Origin of the sequence: Nocardioides astragali (assembly GCF_024436375.1) — a bacterium.
Lineage (GTDB): Bacteria > Actinomycetota > Actinomycetes > Propionibacteriales > Nocardioidaceae > Nocardioides > Nocardioides astragali.
Genome location: NZ_JAFMZM010000008.1, coordinates 1 through 18,368, shown reverse-complemented (window position 1 = coordinate 18,368; position 18,368 = coordinate 1). Strand labels below are relative to the sequence as shown.

Annotated in this window: 20 protein-coding genes and 2 pseudogenes; 9 read left to right on the top strand and 13 right to left on the bottom strand. The window is 72.3% G+C overall.

All coding sequences use genetic code 11. The features are described 5' to 3' along the window. Window position 1: 1 nt before the first annotated feature. Window positions 2-535, bottom strand: coding sequence for an acyl-CoA thioesterase (locus J3P44_RS23515; RefSeq protein ID WP_255892946.1), 534 nt, complete (start codon window positions 533-535; stop codon window positions 2-4). A gap of 25 nt (window positions 536-560) precedes the next feature. Between J3P44_RS23515 and J3P44_RS23510 the strand changes: the two genes are divergently transcribed. From J3P44_RS23510 to J3P44_RS23485, 6 genes are all read left to right on the top strand, one after another. Beyond that, entirely contained in the window at window positions 561-1,760 is a 1,200-nt protein-coding gene (locus J3P44_RS23510; protein ID WP_255892945.1) for an LCP family protein, read from the top strand. A gap of 158 nt (window positions 1,761-1,918) precedes the next feature. Continuing rightward, the gene (locus tag J3P44_RS23505; RefSeq protein ID WP_255892944.1) at window positions 1,919-2,608 is read left to right on the top strand and encodes a PadR family transcriptional regulator; all 690 of its coding nucleotides are present in this window, start codon (window positions 1,919-1,921) and stop codon (window positions 2,606-2,608) included. Continuing rightward, window positions 2,605-3,021, top strand: a complete 417-nt coding sequence (locus tag J3P44_RS23500) for a DUF1707 SHOCT-like domain-containing protein (protein ID WP_255892943.1) — start codon at window positions 2,605-2,607, stop codon at window positions 3,019-3,021. The genes J3P44_RS23505 and J3P44_RS23500 overlap by 4 nt, the downstream gene beginning before the upstream one ends. Before the next feature lie 35 nt (window positions 3,022-3,056). Continuing rightward, on the top strand, window positions 3,057-3,596 hold the full coding sequence (locus J3P44_RS23495) for a hypothetical protein (RefSeq protein ID WP_255892942.1): 540 nt from the start codon (window positions 3,057-3,059) through the stop codon (window positions 3,594-3,596). Between the two features lie 61 nt (window positions 3,597-3,657). After that, window positions 3,658-4,416, top strand: coding sequence for a YcnI family copper-binding membrane protein (locus tag J3P44_RS23490; RefSeq protein WP_255892941.1), 759 nt, complete (start codon window positions 3,658-3,660; stop codon window positions 4,414-4,416). Between the two features lie 44 nt (window positions 4,417-4,460). Then, window positions 4,461-6,116: a copper resistance CopC/CopD family protein gene (locus J3P44_RS23485; RefSeq protein ID WP_255892940.1), complete on the top strand. Its 1,656-nt coding sequence runs from the start codon at window positions 4,461-4,463 to the stop codon at window positions 6,114-6,116. Here the strand turns inward: J3P44_RS23485 and J3P44_RS23480 are convergent. Then, a complete protein-coding gene (locus tag J3P44_RS23480) occupies window positions 6,094-6,939 on the bottom strand; it encodes a DUF8832 domain-containing protein (protein ID WP_255892938.1) in 846 nt (281 codons plus the stop codon). The genes J3P44_RS23485 and J3P44_RS23480 overlap by 23 nt on opposite strands. Before the next feature lie 41 nt (window positions 6,940-6,980). After that, window positions 6,981-8,153: an acyl-CoA dehydrogenase family protein gene (locus tag J3P44_RS23475; RefSeq protein WP_255892937.1), complete on the bottom strand. Its 1,173-nt coding sequence runs from the start codon at window positions 8,151-8,153 to the stop codon at window positions 6,981-6,983. A 53-nt stretch (window positions 8,154-8,206) separates the two neighbouring features. On the opposite strand from J3P44_RS23475, the gene J3P44_RS23470 reads away from it, so the two are divergent. Then, a complete protein-coding gene (locus tag J3P44_RS23470) occupies window positions 8,207-8,662 on the top strand; it encodes a CoA-binding protein (protein WP_255892936.1) in 456 nt (151 codons plus the stop codon). A 12-nt stretch (window positions 8,663-8,674) separates the two neighbouring features. Here J3P44_RS23470 and lhgD read toward each other — a convergent pair whose 3' ends face one another. Further along, window positions 8,675-9,886, bottom strand: coding sequence for an L-2-hydroxyglutarate dehydrogenase (gene lhgD / locus J3P44_RS23465; protein ID WP_255892935.1), 1,212 nt, complete (start codon window positions 9,884-9,886; stop codon window positions 8,675-8,677). Between the two features lie 52 nt (window positions 9,887-9,938). Between lhgD and arfB the strand changes: the two genes are divergently transcribed. Continuing rightward, the gene (arfB, locus tag J3P44_RS23460) at window positions 9,939-10,367 is read left to right on the top strand and encodes an alternative ribosome rescue aminoacyl-tRNA hydrolase ArfB (RefSeq protein WP_255892934.1); all 429 of its coding nucleotides are present in this window, start codon (window positions 9,939-9,941) and stop codon (window positions 10,365-10,367) included. Between the two features lie 13 nt (window positions 10,368-10,380). Here arfB and J3P44_RS23455 read toward each other — a convergent pair. From J3P44_RS23455 to J3P44_RS23415, 9 genes and pseudogenes are all read right to left on the bottom strand, one after another. After that, window positions 10,381-11,345: pseudogene (locus tag J3P44_RS23455) on the bottom strand (IS481 family transposase). A gap of 104 nt (window positions 11,346-11,449) precedes the next feature. Then, window positions 11,450-12,448 carry a Gfo/Idh/MocA family protein gene (locus tag J3P44_RS23450; protein WP_255892933.1) on the bottom strand — a complete coding sequence of 333 codons (999 nt, stop codon included), beginning with the start codon at window positions 12,446-12,448 and terminating at the stop codon, window positions 11,450-11,452. Further along, a complete protein-coding gene (locus J3P44_RS23445; RefSeq protein ID WP_255893103.1) occupies window positions 12,445-13,599 on the bottom strand; it encodes a heparan-alpha-glucosaminide N-acetyltransferase domain-containing protein in 1,155 nt (384 codons plus the stop codon). Before J3P44_RS23445 ends, J3P44_RS23450 begins: the two co-directional genes overlap by 4 nt. Window positions 13,600-13,631: 32 nt before the next feature. Continuing rightward, on the bottom strand, window positions 13,632-14,186 hold the full coding sequence (gene purE / locus J3P44_RS23440; protein ID WP_255892932.1) for a 5-(carboxyamino)imidazole ribonucleotide mutase: 555 nt from the start codon (window positions 14,184-14,186) through the stop codon (window positions 13,632-13,634). Between the two features lie 46 nt (window positions 14,187-14,232). Then, a complete protein-coding gene (locus J3P44_RS23435) occupies window positions 14,233-15,402 on the bottom strand; it encodes a 5-(carboxyamino)imidazole ribonucleotide synthase (RefSeq protein ID WP_255892931.1) in 1,170 nt (389 codons plus the stop codon). Between the two features lie 52 nt (window positions 15,403-15,454). Continuing rightward, entirely contained in the window at window positions 15,455-15,772 is a 318-nt protein-coding gene (locus J3P44_RS23430) for a winged helix-turn-helix domain-containing protein (RefSeq protein ID WP_255892930.1), read from the bottom strand. Between the two features lie 93 nt (window positions 15,773-15,865). Next, window positions 15,866-16,852 carry an adenylate/guanylate cyclase domain-containing protein gene (locus J3P44_RS23425; protein WP_255892929.1) on the bottom strand — a complete coding sequence of 329 codons (987 nt, stop codon included), beginning with the start codon at window positions 16,850-16,852 and terminating at the stop codon, window positions 15,866-15,868. Beyond that, entirely contained in the window at window positions 16,842-17,345 is a 504-nt protein-coding gene (locus J3P44_RS25675) for a PH domain-containing protein (RefSeq protein WP_255892928.1), read from the bottom strand. Before J3P44_RS25675 ends, J3P44_RS23425 begins: the two co-directional genes overlap by 11 nt. Window positions 17,346-17,360: 15 nt before the next feature. Continuing rightward, window positions 17,361-18,161 carry a biotin--[acetyl-CoA-carboxylase] ligase gene (locus tag J3P44_RS23415; RefSeq protein ID WP_255892927.1) on the bottom strand — a complete coding sequence of 267 codons (801 nt, stop codon included), beginning with the start codon at window positions 18,159-18,161 and terminating at the stop codon, window positions 17,361-17,363. Between J3P44_RS23415 and J3P44_RS23410 the strand changes: the two are divergent. Continuing rightward, a pseudogene (locus J3P44_RS23410) lies at window positions 18,160-18,368 on the top strand (hypothetical protein); the annotation flags it as partial. The gene J3P44_RS23415 and the pseudogene J3P44_RS23410 sit on opposite strands and share 2 nt — an antisense overlap.

The following is an 18,368-nucleotide window of genomic DNA, read 5'->3' as shown; positions in this document are numbered from 1 at the left end:
CTCATCCTTCTCTGCCCTCGTCGATCTCGGTCTTGCGCGCCAGCCGGTGCGCGCGCCGGATCTCGGCCTCGCGCCGACGGCGTACGTCACCGGGGGTCTCGGTCTCCAGGGGCGGCACCGGGCGCGGCCGGCCCTCCTCGTCGATGGCCACGAAGACGAAGTAGGCGCTGGCCACGTGCACCGGCTCGTCGGAGGCGTTGCCCCACGGCTGCGCCTCGACGCGGACCCCGATCTCCATCGACGAGGTGCCCGCCCAGTTGACCTGGGCGTAGGTCTTGATGATGTCGCCGACGTGCACGGGTGCCAGGAACGTCATCTCGTCCATGGCGGCCGTGACCGCGGGACCGCCACTGTGCCGGTGCGCCACCGCGCCGGCGGTCGAGTCGGCGAGCTTCATGATCTCGCCGCCGTGCACGTTGCCGAGCAGGTTGGCCTCGCTCGAGTGGGCCATGATGCCCAGGCTGACCCGGCTGTACGACGTGGGTCGCGGCTCGCTCGCGGCGTGCCGGACGACTCGCTCGCTGCGCTCGCTCATGCGCGGCACGGTAGCGTCCGTTCCCATGGCTGATCGTCCGCAGGGCTCCGGAATGCCCGAGAAGGGAACACCCGAGTACGACTGGCTGTACGGGAGCAAGTCGCAGACTCCGCCCGGCGACGCCACCCAGCAGGTCCCGGCCCAGGGTGCCGCGCGCCCGGACGAGACGCGGGTGATGCCGGTGGCACGCCGCGACGCACGCGGCTCGGGTGGACAGCCGCCCGGCGGGACCCGTACGCCCGCGGCGGCACCGCCGCCCCGGCCGAAGAAGCGCCGCTGGCGCCCCCGCTTCCGGCTGGGACTCATCCCGCTGCTGCTCCTGCTGATCCTGGTCTACCTCGCGGGCGTCCCGCTCTACCACTGGACGACGATCGACAAGGTCGACGCCGAGCCGGACGGCAACCGCCCCGACGACCAGCCCGGCACCAACTACCTGATCGTCGGCTCCGACAAGGCCGACGACCTCACCAAGGAGCAGCGGGAGTCGCTCGACACCCCGGAGCGCGGCGGCACGAACACCGACACGATCATCGTGCTGCACACCGGCTCGGGCGGTCGGACCATGATGTCGATCCCGCGCGACACCCTGGTCGAGGTGCCCGACGGCGGCACCCAGATGATCAACGCGGCCTTCGCCAGCGGCGGGGCACCCCTGCTCACCCAGCGGGTGGAGGCGCTGACCGGCATCCACATCGACCACTACGTCGAGCTCGGCTTCGGCAGCGTGATCAACACGGTGGATGCCTTCGGCGGCGTGGAGATCTGTCCCAAGCAGGACATGAAGGACCCGCTGGCGCGCCTCGACATCAAGAAGGGCTGCCAGGAGGTCGACGGCCTCACCGCGCTGGCGTACTCCCGCTCTCGTCACGTCACCGCGCTCAGCGACCTCGACCGCGTGGCCCGGCAGCGCGAGGTGATCGGTGCGATCGGCGACGAGGCGCTGACGCCGTGGACGTTCCTCAACCCGGTGCGCTACTGGAGGCTCAACGAAGCCGGGGCAGGCGCGATCCGCGTCGACGAGGGCATGAACCCCGTCGACCTGGGCAAGTTCGCCCTCGCGATGACGGGCAAGAGCCAGACCTGCACCATGCCGAACCTGTCCGCGCCCAGCGATCCCAACCGGATCATCGCCGACCCCGACCGGGCCCCGGCACTCTTCAAGGCGATCATCAACGACAGCACCGTGCCCAAGGCGGCCTGCACGCCCACTGGCCGGGCCCGCTAGGTCCTTCACCGCTCGGCGCACCCCCTCGCCCGCCCTTGTGCGTGTCTTTCCGCAGGCGTACGCTCGCGATATATCGCGATACGTCACCGATAGGTCTGCGATAGATCACGAACATCCACACCGAACATCCACCCGAACATCCCGAGGGAGCGCACGACATGGGACACCACTGGCCCGGAGCCGACTGGCCCGACGACAACGAGCCCGAGCGCCGCTCGGGCCACCGCCCCGACCGCGGCGGCAGCTGGAGCAACACCTGGAGCTCGGGTGCCGCCCGCCGCGGCGGTCCCCCGCCGTGGCTGAGCGAGATCTTCGGCTTCGCCGCCGGCGCGCAGACCGCGCCCGCGCGCGGGCCCAAGGTGCGCCGCGGCGACGTCCGCACCGCGATCATCGACGTGCTGCACCGGGCGCGCACCGCCGAGGAGCCGATCAACGGCTACCAGGTGATCCAGGAGATCTCCGAGCTCAGCAACGGTGAGTGGCGCCCCTCCCCCGGGTCGGTCTACCCGACGATCCAGCAGCTCCAGGACGAGGGCCTGGTGGAGTCCGACGACGAGCGCGGGCGCCGCACCATCCGGCTCACCGACCAGGGCGTCGCCTGGGCCGAGGACAACACCGACGAGCTCGCGTCGGTCTGGGCGCCCTTCGTCCGCACCGAGCAGCCGCCCAGCGACCAGCCCTCGGGCCATGCGGACATCAAGAGCGAGATCGGCCAGGTCGTCAGCGCCGTGTGGCAACTCGGCACGCAGGGCTCGGAGCAGCAGCGCCGCGCGGCCCTCGACGTGCTGGTCGACACCCGGCGACGCCTCTACGGCATCCTCGCGGACGGACGGGACGGCGAGCGATGAGCGCGCCCGACCCTGGTGTGCGGATCGCCGACAGCGACCGTGAGCGCGCCATGGCCGACCTCGCCATGCACTACGCCGACGGGCGGCTCGACCACGAGGAGTACGACGAGCGGCTCGACGCCATCTGGACCGCGCGGACCCGCGCCGACCTGGCGGTGCTGTTCAGCGACCTCCCGCGTCCGCAGGTGGCCTCCCAGCCGGTGCGCGCGCCCCAGCAGCGGAGCGGACGCCGGAGGCGGGTGCCGCTGCTCCCGGTGCTGGCCCTGCTCATCGTCCTCAGCATGATCACCGAGGCGCCGCTGTGGCTGCTGATCTTCCCGCTCATGTTCGTCACCATCCGCCACGGCCGCTCGTGCGCACCCCCGCACGGCCACGCCGACTACCGGCGCCCCGGACGGTCGCACGGCTGGTAGGCCGCCACCCGCGCCGGTTCTGAGACCATGTCGGCGTGAGCAACGGGCCGAAGGTGGAGCGCACGCGTGCGCCGTACGCCCTCGCGCGCGCCGTGGCAGCGACCGTCGTGGTCGTGCCCGGCGCCCTCGCCGCGCACACCTGGGCAGGCGGCACCGTCCCGACGGCACCGGGCCTGGTGCTCGTCACGGCGGTCGTGCTCGCCGCCGGGCTCCTGCTCTTCACGCGTGACGTGCCCGTGTGGGCCCTGCTCCCGGTCGTCGCGGCCGGCCAGCTGGGCCTGCACGAGTCGTTCGGCCTCGTCGCCGATCACACGCACCACGCTTCGGCGGGCCCCGACCCGGGCTGGACCTGGCAGATGGTCGGGGCACACTTGTTCGTCACCGTGCTCACCGCGGTCCTGTGGTGGGCCGGGCGGCGTGCCGCGTCGTACGTCGTCTCCTTCCCGCGCCGAGCCGTGGTCCCGGTCCTGTCCGCGCCACTGCGCCGGCGCACCGATGCGCGCCGGCACGCCGCCCTCCCGCACCTCCTGGTGTCGCCCCGTCGCGGGCCTCCGCTGGTCGTTCTACCCACCTGAGCCCGGACCGGGTTCGGGTGGGTCCACGACCCCAGACCCGCACCGACGCCCAGGAGAAATCATGTCCACCCACATGTCCGCCCGCACCCTCACGCGCCTCTGCGTGCTCCCCGCCGCCACCGCGGCCATCGCCCTCTCGCTCGTGTCCCCCGCCAGCGCCCACGTCAGCGCCACTGTGTCCGACGCCTCGGCCGGCGCCTTCACGGTCGCCACGTTCAGCGTGCCGCACGGCTGTGAGGGCTCACCCACCACGAAGATCGAGATCCAGGTCCCCGAGTCGGTGCTCTCGGTGACCCCGACCCGCAACCCTCTCTACGAGGTCGAGCCCAGGATCGAGCAGCTCGAGGAGCCGGTGACCGACGCCCACGGCAACGAGGCCACCGAGCGCACCGCCTCGGTCGTCTACACGGCCACCACGCCCCTGCCCGAGGGTCAGCGCGACACCTTCGAGCTGTCCTTCCAGGTGCCGGACGCCGCAGGCGAGACGCTCGCGTTCCCGACGATCCAGACCTGCCAGAAGGGTGAGACCGCCTGGACCGAGGTTCCTGCCGAGGGGCAGGACAGCGACGAGCTCGAGAGCCCGGCACCGGCCTTCGAGATCCTCCCGGCGAGCGACGAGGGTGGCCACGGCGAGGAGACCGCCGGGTCCGCCGAGGAGTCCCACGACGCCGACGGGTCGGCTGCGGCAGCCGGCGCCGCTGACGCTGCGGACGGCGAGGACGACGGCTCCGACGCACTGGGCTGGGCCGGTCTCGCCGCCGGCCTGCTGGGCCTGGCTGCCGGCGGACTCGCCCTGGCCCGGACGCGTACGACCTCGTGACCTCGCCGGCGCGACCACCGTGGTGGCACCGGGTCCTCGGCCCGGTGACCACCGCGCTGGTCGCGCTCGCGACCCCCCTCCTGTTCGCGCTGGGGCTCGTGGTGGCCACTGGGGCCCCGGCCTCCGCACACGCCGAGCTCGTCGACAGCGACCCGGCCGAGGGAGCCGTCCTGGAATCGGCTCCCGAGACGGTGACGCTCACCTTCAACGAGCCGGTGCGGCTCACCTCGCAGGAGATCGCGGTCTACGACGCGACGGGCGATCCGGTCCCGTCCTCCGCCGGCGCGAGCGGCGAGGAGGTCACGGTCGACCTCACCGGTGCCGCCGACCTGCCCGAGGGGACGTACGTCGTCTCGTGGAACGTCCTGTCCAGTGACGGCCATCCGATCTCGGGTGCGCTGACCTTCTCCGTCGGCGCCCCGAGCGCCTCGGTGACCGCGGCGCCCGGACCGGAGACCTCCTCGGCCGTCGTGCGGGTGCTGCGCGACGTGCTCACGGTGGTGTCGCTCGCCGGGTTGCTGGTGGCCGCCGGCCTCGCCCTGTTCCTCGCCCTGGTCCTCCCCCGGTCCTGGCAGGGCACCGAGGTCCGGGGCCGGCTCCGCCGGCTGCTGGCGTACGCCGCCGGGGCGGGCGTCGTCGGCGCCGTCCTGCACGTGCCGGTCGCCTCGGTCTACGGTCAGGGGATCGAGCTGGGCAGCGTCTTCTCCGCCTTCGACCCCGGCCAGGTCGCCAACGAGCTGCTGGGCGCCGCGCTGGTGCTGGTCGGCCTCGGCGTGGCAGTGGGGGCCTCGTCGGACGCTCCGCCCGACCGGGCAGCCGGGTGGCTGCTCGGAGGCGGCGCCCTGGTCGCCCTGGTCGGGCCTTCCGTCGTCGGGCACTCCCGGGCCTTCACGCCGTCATCGCTGCTCGTCGCGGCCGACGTCCTGCACGTCACTGCAGGCGCCATCTGGCTGGGCGGGCTCGTCGGGCTCGTGCTGACGATGCGCGCGCTGGCCGGGCGCGAGGTCCTGGCCGCGCAGACCCTGGCCCGCTTCTCCACCCTCGCCGGTGGCGTGCTCCTCGCGGTCGCCGCGACCGGCACGTTCCTGGCCTGGCGGATCCTCGGGTCCTGGGCGGGCCTGGTCGAGACGGCGTACGGCTGGCTGCTCCTGTCGAAGATCGCGATCGCGCTGGTCGTGGCGGGGGTCGGCGGCTGGAACCGCTGGCGGGTCCTGCCCGCGGTGCGGCGCGCGGCCGGGTTCGGCGACCGCGAGCGGGCGGCCGCCGCGGTGACTCGTACGGTCCGGGTCGAGGCCGTCCTCCTGGTGGCACTTCTGTGCGTCACCGGGGTGATGGTCAACCGGTCGCCGCGGCCCGCGCCGGTCACCGTGGCGTCCGGTGCCACCGGGGTCGGTGCCGCGACCGCCGGCGACCTGCGCGTCCTGGCGGTCATGGACCCCCGCCGCAAGGGCAGCAACACGCTCCTCGTCCAGGTGCAGGACGCGGCAGGCGAGCCCTACGACCCACCCACGAGTCCAGTGGTCGAGCTCCGCACCGAGGGCCTCGATGTCGGCGAGGTGACGGTGCGGCCGATCGGCGCCGGCACCTACCGCGGCGAGGTGGTCGTGCCGCGCGCCGGCGAGTGGGAGGTGCAGGTCAGCATCGCGCTGAGCCGCTTCGAGAACCCCGTGACGACGGTCAGGCTGACGGTGCGACCGTGAGCTCGACCGGCACGGTGTGCAGGAACCCGTCGACGCGGACCTGGACGAAGAGCCGGTAGTCGCCCGCCTGCGCGATGTCGGCGTGGAAGGTCAGCTCGGCGCCGTCCTCGGTGACCTCGGGTGCGTCGAGCGGGTGCAGGTGCACCATGGCGCCGGTCTCGGTGTGGAACCCGGTCACGTGGCTGTAGGCGCCGAGGTAGGTGCCGAGGCTCACCGGCCGTCCGTCGGCGTCGCGCACGACGAGCCGCAGCACGCCGTCGGGTCCTGTTGCCGGCGCCTGCGACGCGGTGACGTCGACGACCCGGTCCCCGGCGACGGTGTCGCCCGGGTCCCCCGGCGGCAGGGCCAGACGCCGACCCAGCACGACGTGGTCGCCGTTGCCGCCCTCGTCGACGGCCACGAACTCCGTCACGACGCGGTAGCCGCCGGCATCGGGTACGTCGAAGGGCGCGGTCCACGTGCCGTCCTCGGCCCGCGTGGGGTGGAGGTGCCGGAACACGGTGAGGTCGTCGTTGACCAGGTAGAGGTGCAGCTCCTTGGTGAGCTCCTCGACGTAGTCGGTGACCGGGTCGCCGTCGGCGTCCTCGATCCGGAACCGCACCTCGCCGATGCCGCTCGGCCGCTCGCGGACCTGCAACCCGCTCAGGGAGTAGCCCACCTCGGAGACCCGCGTACCGTCACCGACCGCCATCGAGACCATGCCGCCGCCGGCGTGCGAGTGCCCGGCCGCCACCTGGTCGGGGTCGTCGGAGCTGCAGCCGGCCACAGCCGCGAGCGCGAGGACGGCCACGCCGGTGGTCGCGCGGCGAAGGCGGGTGGTCACCCGACGAGCGTACGAGGTCGCCCCCGAGGCCAAGAGGAGGCTCAGAGCTGGCTCTGCACCCCGTTGAGCAGCTGGCGCGCCATCACGATCCGCTGGACCTGGTTGGTGCCCTCGTAGATCTGGGTGATCTTGGCGTCGCGCATCATCCGCTCGACGGGGTAGTCGCGGGTGTAGCCGTAGCCGCCGAGCACCTGCACGGCGTTGACGGTGACCTCCATCGCGACGTCGGAGGCGAAGCACTTCGCGGCCGCGCCGAAGAAGGTGAGGTCGTCGTCGCCACGCTCGGAGCGCCCAGCGGCGGCGTACGTCATCTGGCGGGCCGCCTCGACCTTCATGCCCATGTCGGCGAGCATGAACTGCAGGCCCTGGAACTCGGCGATCGACCTGCCGAACTGCTGGCGCTCCTTGGCGTAGTCGAGGGCGTAGTCGAGGGCACCCTGCGCGACCCCGACCGCCTGGGCGGCGATGGTGACGCGGGTGTGGTCGAGGGTCTTCATCGCCGTGACGAAGCCGGTGCCCTCCTCGCCGATCATCCGGTCGGCAGGGATGCGGACCTTGTCGAGGTAGACCTCGCGCGTCGGCGAGCCCTTGATCCCCAGCTTCTTCTCCGGTGCACCGAACGAGACGCCCTTGTCCGACTTCTCCACGACGAAGGCGGAGATGCCGCCGCGGGTCAGCTTCTCGGTGTCCGTGACGGCCATGACGGTGTAGAACTCCGACTCGCCGGCGTTGGTGATCCAGCGCTTGACGCCGTCGATCACCCACTCGTCACCGTCCCGCACGGCGCGGGTCTTCATGCCACCGGCGTCGGAGCCCGCGTCGGGCTCGGAGAGGCAGTAGGAGAAGCCGCCCTCCCCGCGCGCGAGCGCCCCGAGGTACTTCTGCTTCAGCTCCTCCGAGCCGGCGATCTGGACGGGCAGCGAGCCGAGCTTGTTGACCGCCGGGATCAGCGAGGAGGAGACGCACGCGCGGGCGACCTCCTCGATCACGAGGACCGTGGCGAGCGCGTCCGCCCCGGCGCCGCCGTACTCCTCGGGCACGTGCGGGGCGTGGAAGTCGGACGCGAGCAGCGCGGCGGCAGCCTCGCGCGGGTAGCGCGCCTCCTCGTCCACGGCGGCCGCGAAGGGGGCGATCTTGGCGTCGCAGACGGCCCGCACGGCCTCGCGGATGGCCTGGTGCTCCTCGGAGAGGGCGTAGAGGGGGTAGTCGCTCATGCGCCGAATTCTAGGACGTCCATCCTTTTCGGAGGAGTCGTTACGGTGTGGGCATGGCCACTCCTGACACCGTTGCGGACCGGGGGTCCTGGCAGGACCGGGCGACGATCGACCGGATGCTCGACGAGCTGGAGACCTGGGCGGTCGTGGGCCTCTCCGGCGACCCGGCGCGCACGGCGTACACGATCGCGTCGCTGCTGCAGAGGCGCGGCAAGCGCATCGTGCCCATCCACCCCGTGTTCGCGGACCGCGACGCCCCCACCGTCCTCGGGGAGCAGGGGTACGCCACCCTCGCCGAGGTGCCCTTCCCCATCGACGTGGTGGACGTCTTCCGCCGCTCGTCGGCGGCCGGCGAGTTCGCCGACCAGGCCGTCGAGGTCGGGGCCGAGGGCGTGTGGTTCCAGCTCGGCGTGATCGACGAGGACGCGTTCGAGCGCACGACGGCGGCCGGCGTGCCGATGGTCATGGACACCTGCCCGGCCATCGAGTGGCGGCGCCGGGGCCTCTGATCCCGGCGCGGGTCAGCCCGTCGCTCCCCAGATCCGGTCCACGAGGTGGGCAGCGATCGCGAGGCTCGAGGTCGCGGCGGGCGACGGGGCGTTGCGGATGCAGGTGATGCCGTCCGAGCCGGTGATTCGGAAGTCGTCGACCAGGCTGCCGTCGCGCTCCACGGCCTGGGCGCGTACGCCGCTGCCGGCCCGGACGACGTCGTCGGCGCCGATCCCCGGCACGTAGCGCTGCGCCCTCGCCATGTAGGCCCGCCGCGAGAGCGAGCCGCGGACCTCCATCGCGCCCGTACGCCAGTGAGCGCGGGCCAGGTGCCAGAAGCCGGGCCAGCCGAGGATGTCGCGCAGGTCGCCCGCGGAGACGTCGCGGCGGCGGTAGCCCTCGCGCCGGGTGGCCAGGACCGCATTGGGCCCGACCTCGAGCTCACCGGTGACCCGTCGGGTGAAGTGGACGCCGAGGAACGGGTAGCGCGGGTCGGGCACGGGGTAGACCATGCCGCGCACCAGGTCACGCTTGGCGGCGCTCACCGTCATGTACTCGCCGCGGAAGGGCAGGATCCGCGGGCCGGCCTGCCCGTCCAGTGGCGCGGACAGCCGGTCGGCGTGCAGGCCGGCGGCGACGACCAGCCGGTCGACCACGACGGGCGCGTCCGCAGCGCCCCCGACCCGCACGTGCACCCTGCCGGCCCGTCGCTCGATGGCGCGGACCGGGGCTCCGAGCCGCACCTGCCCGCCGGCCCCCACGACCTCCGCCGCCAGTGCCTGCGCGACCGCGACGTAGTCCGTGATCGCCGTGGCCGGCGAGTGGAGGGCCGCCAGCCCGGCGGCGTGAGGCTCCACGTCGCGGATCTCGTCGCCGGAGACCCGGCGCAGACCGGGGACCCGGTTGGCCGACGCGGTCTGCTCGAGGAGGTCCAGACGGCCCAGCTCGTCGCGGTCGATCGCGACGACGAGCTTGCCGCACTCGTCGTAGGCAACGGCGTGCTCGGCACAGAAGTCGCGGAGCAGGTGGCGCCCACGGCTGCAGAGCTCGGCCTTCAGCGAGCCGGGCCGGTAGTAGATGCCGGCATGCACGACGCCGGAGTTGTGGCCCGTCTGGTGGGCCGCGAGACTGCGCTCCTTCTCCAGCAGGACGACCCGCGTCCCGGGCCGGCGTCGCCCCAGCTCGCGCGCGACGGCCAGTCCGAGGATGCCGCCACCCACCACCCCCACGATCTCCTCGCCCATGTCTGCAGACGCTGGCCCTTCGTGGGGCAGCGCGTCAAGCCACAATGGGGGTATGCGCGACCTCCACGTCCCTTCCGGCCCGGGACTGCCCGACGGCCTGGTCGTGCCGGCGGCCGAGCTGGTGGAGAGGTTCTCGAAGTCGCCGGGGCCAGGCGGCCAGTCGGTGAACACGACCGACTCGCGCGTCGAGCTCGAGCTCGACCTCCGCACCGCCTCGGCACTCAGCGACACGCAGCGGTCGCGGGCCCTGCGCCGCTGGCCCGAGGGCCGCGTCTCGATCGCGGCCTCGGAGCACCGCTCACAGCACCGCAACCGGGTGGCCGCCCGCGAGCGCCTGGCCGAGCTCCTGCGGGAGGCCCTGGCACCGCCGCCTCCACCACGGCGCCCCACCAGGCCGAGCCGGGGCGCGAAGGAGCGACGCCTGCGGGCCAAGAAGGAGCGTGGCCAGACCAAGGCCCTGCGGGGGCGCGTGACCGACTAGATGTACCCGGCCATCAGGTTGGTAGCAGTCGACTGATTGGCGGGAGTCCTTTGAGTGCGCTGTGGCGGCGTTCAGTGTTGTAGTACTCGAGCCAGGGTGCAAGGGCAGCGGCACGCTCGTCGTTGCTGCTGAAGACCTGCCGGTAGGCCCACTCGGTCGCCAGAGTGCGGTTCAGTCTTCGACCTTGCCGTTCTGCCAAGGGCAGTGAGGCTTGATGAACTTCTGAGTGATGCCGTTTTCGGCACAAAGTGCTCGCAGGGAGTAGCGGTAGGCCCAAGCGTTGTCTGTCATCAACCGCTCGATCTGCGTGATGCCATGAGCGGCGAAGTAGTCGATCGCGCGCTGCAGGAACTCGGCGCACGTAGTGCCCTTCTCGTTGGTCAGGATCTCGCTGTAGGCCAGTCGTGAGTGGTCGTCGACCAGCGAATGGACGTAGTCGTAACCGACCTTGGTGGACCGATCGCGTTGGATCGAGTCGGCTCCACGGCCGTGTGCTCGCCAACCGCCGCCGTCGGGAATGCGGCCGATCTTCTTGACGTCCATGTGGACCAGCTCGCCGGGTCGGTCACGTTCATAGCGGACCGCGGTCTGCTTCGAGGACCGGATCAGCTCACCTGTCATCGGGTCGCAGTCGCGCAGATACGCCACGCCGTCGCGGCGCAGGATCCGCGACACAGTTCGTGCGGGAACCCCGACTTTGGGTCCGAGGACGTCGGGGCCGTCGCGATGCTCGGCGCGGGCAGCCAGGACCTCCTGCTCCACCTCGTCACTGGTCCTGGTCGGCATCGAATGTGGTCGCGAGGAGCGCGTGGTCAGACCGGCTTCGCCTTCAGTGGCGTAGCGGTCGAGCCAGGTCTTCACGCACTTGCGGGACACGCCCATGGCGGCAGCGATATGGGCTTGGGGCCAGCCGGCTTGATGGCGCTGGACGATCAGTCGGCGACCATGAACGGTGAGCCGGGCACTAGCGTGGGACACGAGAACCTCCGGGTTGGAGTGGGCCTTAGACAAGCCACATCCCATTCGGAGGTTCTCGCTTGTTCAACCAGGCTCGCCGCTACCAACGTCCTGACCGGGTACAACTAGACGCGGGCTCCGGACAGGCCCGGGACGGTGCCCTCGGCCGGCGTGATGCCGAGCTGGCCCAGCGCCTCCTGCATGACCCACTGCACGACGAGGGTGTCGTCGAGGGGCACCACCGGGCTCTCGGTCAGTCCCTCCGCCAGGCACTCGCCGACGTGGACGATCTCGTGGGAGTAGCCGAGACCGACGGCCGGCAGCTCGAGCACCTCTGCCGGATCACCCTCGCGCCGCACCACGAGCTGGGTGGGCCGGTAGAACTCCGGACCGATCTCGATCGACCCCCGGGTGCCGACGAGCGTCGCCCGCCGGCCGGTGGTCGCCTGCAGGGAGGCTGCGAGGGTGGCCGCGCGCCCGTCGTCGTACGTCAGGAGCAGCGAGGCGCTGGCGTCCGCGCCGTTGGGGAACAGCGAACCGGTGGCGGTGACCCGGCTGGGAGTCCCCAGGAAGTGCTGGGCGAGGGAGATGCAGTAGACGCCCAGGTCGAGGACGGCGCCGCCGCCGAGCTCCGGGGCGAACAGCCGGTGGACCGGGTCGTAGACCCGATGGGCACCGAAGTCGGCGTGCACGGAGATGACCTCACCGATCTCGCCGGCAGCCACCAGCTCGCGCGCCGCCAGCACGGCGGGCTGGAGCCGGGTCCACATGGCCTCCATGCAGAAGACGCCGGCCTCGCGCGCCGCGGTCACGACCTCGCGGGCGCCGTCGAGCGTGGCGGTGAGCGACTTCTCGACGAGCACCGGGGTGCCGTGGGCGATCGCGGCGAGGGCCAGGTCGCGGTGCTGCGGGTGCGGGGTGGCGATGTAGAGCACGTCGAGGTCGGCCGCGACGACGTCGGGGTACGTCATGGCTTCGCCGCCGCGCTCGGCGGCGAAGGCGCGCGCCCGCTCGAGGGTCCGGCTGCCGACGGCGACGAGCTCGGCGTCGGGGACGTGGGCGAAGTCGTCGAGGAAGGACGCTGCCATCCAGCCAGTGCCTGCGATGCCCCATCGAGTCGTCATGGGTCGAGCCTAGGGCGTGTCTGAGGCCGCCCGGCGACCGTCCGCGCGACCCCTCCGACGGTGGCTTCGAGCGGACCCCGGAGCCCGGCGGCCGTCAGCATCAGGCCGGTGCCGAGCAGCAGGAGGACGTGGAAGAGGTAGCTGTCGCGGAGCGCGTCGGGCAGCAGGCCGGGCGTTCGGGCCACGACGTGGAGCGAGTAGAGGCTCAGCGTCATCGTCCCGGCGCCGAAGAAGACCGCCACCGCGTGCCGCGGAACCGGGCGCGCCGCGCCGACGAGGAGCAGGGCGGCGCCGACCACGAGCAGCGCCGAGCCGATGGTCTGCGCCAGGTCGAACGGCGTGGCGGTGTGCGGCGCGACGACCAGCAACCACTCACCGGCGCCCCCCGTCGGCGTGCTGCCCGGGAGGCCTTCGGCGATCCGCTCGAGCAGGGCGGCCGCGTCGGCGTCGGTGGCCGGCGGATCGTCGAGCAGTGCCCGCTGGACCTCCGGCCTGGCGGTGAGCATCCGCGAGACCACCGTCGCGCCCACCGCAAGGAGTCCGCCACCGAGCGCCAGCAGGGATGCCGTACGCCGCGAGGACAGGTCCAGACGCCCCACCGCCAGCCCGGTGAGGACGTAGGCGAGCCACGGGACCGCCGGGTAGTAGCCGGTGAACGTCAGCTCGGCCAGCAGGCCCGACGGGTCGTCGAGCAGCTGCTGCAGGGTGGGGCTCGCGAAGTCTCGCTCGGGAAGCTCGGGACGCACGACGTGGGAGAGGACCGGAGCCGCCACCATCCAGCCCACCGCCAGTGCGGCCAGGGTCGGCGCGCGGAGCCCCAGGAACGGCAGCGCGAGGACGAAGAGGACGGCGTAGTAGGTGAGGATCACCGCGATCCCGGTGCCGAGGGTGCCCAGCAGCAACCCCAGTGCCCCGACCAGGACCGCGCGCACGACCAGCCCGGCCGACGCGCGCCCCCGGGCCGCACCGGCGAGTGGGTGCCGGCGCCCGGTGACGAGAGCCATGCTGACGCCGGCCAGCACGGCGAAGAGAGCAGAGGCACGCCCCCCGGCCAGCCACTGCGCCGCCGTGAGCGACCCGTCGGCCCTCCGCTCGTCCAGGACGTGCGTCGCGACCATGCCGAGCAGCGCCAGGCAGCGTGCCACGTCGATCGCGACGAGGCGGGCCGGGGCCGGGCGGTCCGTCAGAAGCCCAGCCTCCGCGGACCGCCAGAGGCCTGGCGTACGACGTCGCCCTTGGCGTGGGCGGTCTCGGCGAGCGAGGCCTGGTAGTCCACGAGGCGCTGCTGGAGCTCGGGGTCGCTGGTCGCGAGGATCCGCGCGGCCAGGATGCCGGCGTTCTTGGCGTTGCCGATGGCGACGGTCGCGACCGGGATGCCGCCCGGCATCTGCACGATCGAGAGCAGGGAGTCCATGCCGTCGAGGTACTTCAGCGGAACCGGCACCCCGATCACCGGCAGCGGCGTGACCGAGGCGAGCATGCCGGGCAGGTGGGCCGCTCCCCCCGCTCCGGCGACGATCACCGACAGCCCGCGGGTGTGGGCCTGCTGGCCCCACTCGATCATCTCGGTCGGCATCCGGTGCGCGGAGACCACGTCGGCCTCCCACGTCACCCCGAGCTCGGTGAGGATCTCGCCCGCGGCCTGCATGACGGGCCAGTCGGAGTCCGAGCCCATCACGATGCCCACGCGCACGGGCCGGTCCAGCTTCTCGCTCGGTCGAGGGTCCTGGTCGCTCATGGGCTCACTCTCCTGGTGGTCAAAGCTGTCGGTCATTCCCTGTCGGTCACTCGCTGTCGTTCCCGAGGTCGCCTCGGAACCACGCAGCGGCGTGCCGGGCGCGCTCGAGGCAGTCCTCGAGGTCGTCGCCGTAGGCGTTGACGTGCCCGACCTTGCGGCCGGGGCGGAGGTCCTTGCCGTAGAAGTGCACCCGCAGCTGCGGGTCGCGGGCCATCGCGTGCGGCAGCCCGTCGTAGAGGTGCCCGGTGTCGGTGGGGCCACCGAGGATGTTCACCATCACGGTCCAGCGGCTGCGCGGGGCCGGCGAACCCAGCGGGAGGTCCATGACGGCGCGGAGATGATTCTCGAACTGGGACGTCACGGCGCCGTCCTGGGTCCAGTGGCCGGTGTTGTGGGGGCGCATCGCCAGCTCGTTGACCAGGATCCGGCCGTCGGTGGTCTCGAAGAGCTCGACGGCGAGGATGCCCGTGACGTCGAGCGCACCGGCGATGCGCAGGGCGATCTCCTGCGCCTGACCGGCCAGGGCGGGCGAGAGGTCCGGCGCGGGGGCGATGACCTCGTGGCAGATGCCGTCGAGCTGGGTGGAGGCCACGACCGGGTAGGCGGCGGCCTGGCCGTTGGGGGCGCGGGCCACGAGGGCGGAGAGCTCGCGCCGGAAGTCGACGAGCTCCTCGGCCAGGACCTCCACGCCGGCCGCCGCAGCGGCGTCGAAGGCAGCCTGGGACTCGTCGAGGGCACGGACCACCCAGACGCCCTTGCCGTCGTAGCCGCCGCGGGTGGTCTTGAGGACGCACGGCAGGCCGAACGCCTCGACGTCGGAGGGTGACGTGACCACCGCGTTGCGGGGGCAGGGCACGTCGAGCTCCGCGAGCCGGCGGCGCATGACCGCCTTGTCCTGGGCGTGCACGAGCGCGTCCGGCCCGGGGCGTACGGCGATCCCGTCCGCCTCGAGCGCGTGCAGGTGCTCGGTCGGCACGTGCTCGTGGTCGAAGGTGACCACGCTGGTGCCCTCGGTCACCCGGCGCAGGGTCGCCAGGTCGGTGTAGTCGCCGACGAGGTGGTCGGGGATCACCTGCGCGGCGGACACACCGTCGGCCTCGGCCAGGAGCCGGAGGGGCAGCCCCAGCGCGATCGCGGGCTGGGCCATCATCCGGGCCAGCTGGCCACCCCCGATGACGGCGAGCGTGGGAGCACGGTGCGAACCGGTCGAGGACACGACCGGAGCCTATAGAAGGGCGGCACGCGCCTGGAGACCGGCGGGCGCCGGCTCAGCTCACGACGGTGCGGGCCGCGGTCTCGAAGCGCAGGCCGCGTCCGCGGTGCGTGGTGATCAGGGTGGGGTGGCGGGGGTCGTCGTCGAGCTTGCGACGCAGCCAGCCGAGGTGGACGTCGATGGTCTTGGAGTTGGTGTAGAACGACGTCTGCCACACGTCCGCCATCAGCTCCACACGCGTGACGATGTCACCGGCGCGCGTCATGAGCGCGTGCAGGAGCTGGAACTCCTTGCGCGACAGCCTGATCTCGCGGTCGCCTCGCCACACCTGCCGGGTGGACGGGTCGAGTCGTACGTCTTGGACAGCCAACACCCGCTGAAGGTAGGGACGCCGAGCACGCCGGATGGTCCGAATCAGCGAAAAGGGGCCAAGTGGTCTGGTCCACCTCCACGCTCACGAGCGGCGTCAGCGCCGTCGTACAGCCACCGGCTCGACCAGCCCGAACCCCCGCACGGGCCGCGCCGGGAGGCGTCTGCTCTCCCACTCCGAGGCCGGCAGGAGGTCGGCGGTGTTCTGGTCGACGATGAGCCGGTTGCGGCGCGCCACCTGGGTCAGCCGTGCGGCCATGTTGACGGGAGGCCCGAAGATGTCGCCGAGCCGCTGGACGACCGGTCCGCTCGCCAGTCCCAGTCGTACGTCCGGCATCTTCGCGTCGCGACCGATGACGTTGATGATCCCCTCCGCGACGGCCACGCCGTCCTCGGCGCCACCGGTGACGAACAGCACCGAGTCGCCGAGGCTCTTGATGATCCTGGCGCCGTAGCGGGCGACCACGTCCTGGCAGCGGCTCTCGAAGACCTCGACGAGGTCGCCGATCTCGTCGCGGTCGAGGGTGTTGGACAACGCGGTGAACGACACGAGGTCGGCGAAGCCGACCGTCACGTCGATCGTGTGGAGGTCCTCGTCCTTGGCGCCCATCGCCTCGATCCGGCCGACCGCCGCGGCGAGGTGGCGGCGCCAGGCGTAGACGAGCAGCCGCTCGAACGGCGGGTTCACCTCGTTGATCAGGCGCAGGGCGGACCCGACGCGCGAGCCGGTGGCCTCCTCGCTCGCCTCCATCTCCTCCACCCGGCTGACCAGCGTGGAGACCTCCCAGTCCGCGAGCCGCGCCATCGTCTGGCCCACCCCGCGGGTGAGGTTGACGGCCGTGTCGAAGTCGACGGCCCCCGCGTCGACGAAGCTCATCAACGTGGCCACGGCCTCGACGTCGGCGGCCGTGTAGGCCTTCTCGCCGACGAACTCCGGGAAGCCCAGGGCTCGCCAGAGCCGCCGGGTCTCCTCGATGGTCACCCCTGTCTCGGCTGCCACCTCGAGCGCGTTGAACTCCGGCGCGCTGCGCAGGATCGCCTCGTCGAGCTGCTCTCCCGGGGCCCGCTCCCCCTCAGGCGCCATCGTCCCTGCGGTCGCCACCGGCGAGGCGGTGGAGCTCGTCGGACACCTGGAGCTGGACCTGCTCGACACGCGGGATGTCGTGCAGCTCGACGCTGCCGTCGGTGCTCGCGTCGGAGACGACCAGGGTGCCGCAGCCGAAGATGCGGTCGATCACGCCGATCTCGAAGTCGACGCCGCTGATCCGGTTGAGCGGGATCGTCCGCCCCTCCTTGGCGATGAAGCCCGAGCGCTTGATGAAGCGGCGGGTGGTGAAGGTGTACGTCGTGGTCAGCCAGCGCAGCAGCGGCCCGGCGAGGAACCACACCACCGCGGCGAGGAACACCAGCCAGATCACGAGGTCCGCGACGGAGCTCTCCACCAGGCCGGCGACGAAGAGGGCGATCGCCAGGGCGACGAGGAGCGCGAGTCCGGGCAGGATCAGCGCCTTGACGTGCGTCCGGGTGGAGACGACGACGCGTTCGCCCTCGTTGAGGAGCTTGCTCGGAAAGGCCACGCGCCGATCATGTCATTAGGCTGGCCGGACGTGCACCACATCGCCGGCGGCCACGGTGAGCGTGCCCTCGTCGGTGCCGACCACGAGCGCGCCGGTCGCGTCGATGTCCAGCGCCTGCCCGCGTCGTACGTCCCCTCCCGGCAGGTGGACGTCGACCGTGCGGCCGAGCGTGACACACACGTCGGCGTACGCCCGGCGAAGCGCCGCGGTGTCGTCGAGGAGCCCCTGGAGCCCGTGGAGCGACCCCAGCACCTGGCTCAGCAGCCCGGTCCGCTCGACCGGCTCACCGGTCTCCAGGGCGACCGAGGTGGCGAGGGCGATCGGGAGCTCGTCGAGCGTCTGGTCGACGTTGATGCCGATCCCGACCACCGCCATCGGCCCTCGGTCGGTGTCGATCCGCTCGACGAGGATGCCGGCGACCTTGCGTCCGGCGCCCAGCTCGCCACTGTCCACCAGCACGTCGTTGGGCCACTTGAGGCCGATGTCGGGCAGCCGGTCGGCCAGCGCGGCCTGGACGGCGTACCCGGTCAGCAGGGGCAGCCACGACCACGAGCTCGCAGGCACGTCGGGGCGCAGCAGCACCGAGAAGGTGAGCGACGCGCGGGGTGGTGTCTCCCACACGCGGTCCAGCCGGCCGCGACCGGCGGTCTGGTGCTCGGTCACCAGCACCAGGCCGGGGTTCTCTCCTGCCCGGCCGCGCTCACCAAGCGCGGCGTTGGTCGACGGGGTTGCGTCCTCCACCTCGATCCGCCAGCCCGTCGGGGCGACCAGCCGCGCGGCGTCGATGGGTGGGCGCGGTGCCGGCGACTCGCTCATGGGCACTAGATTGCCGCACGGAACCAGAGGGATCTACCGAGGAGGCCATCGCGTGAGTGCACAGCCGGGCGAGGACGCCAGCATCGACATCCACACGACCGCGGGCAAGCTCGCCGACCTGGAGCGTCGTCTCGACGAGGCCGTGCACGCGGGCTCGGCGAAGGCGGTCGAGAAGCAGCACGCCAAGGGACGCAAGACCGCCCGCGA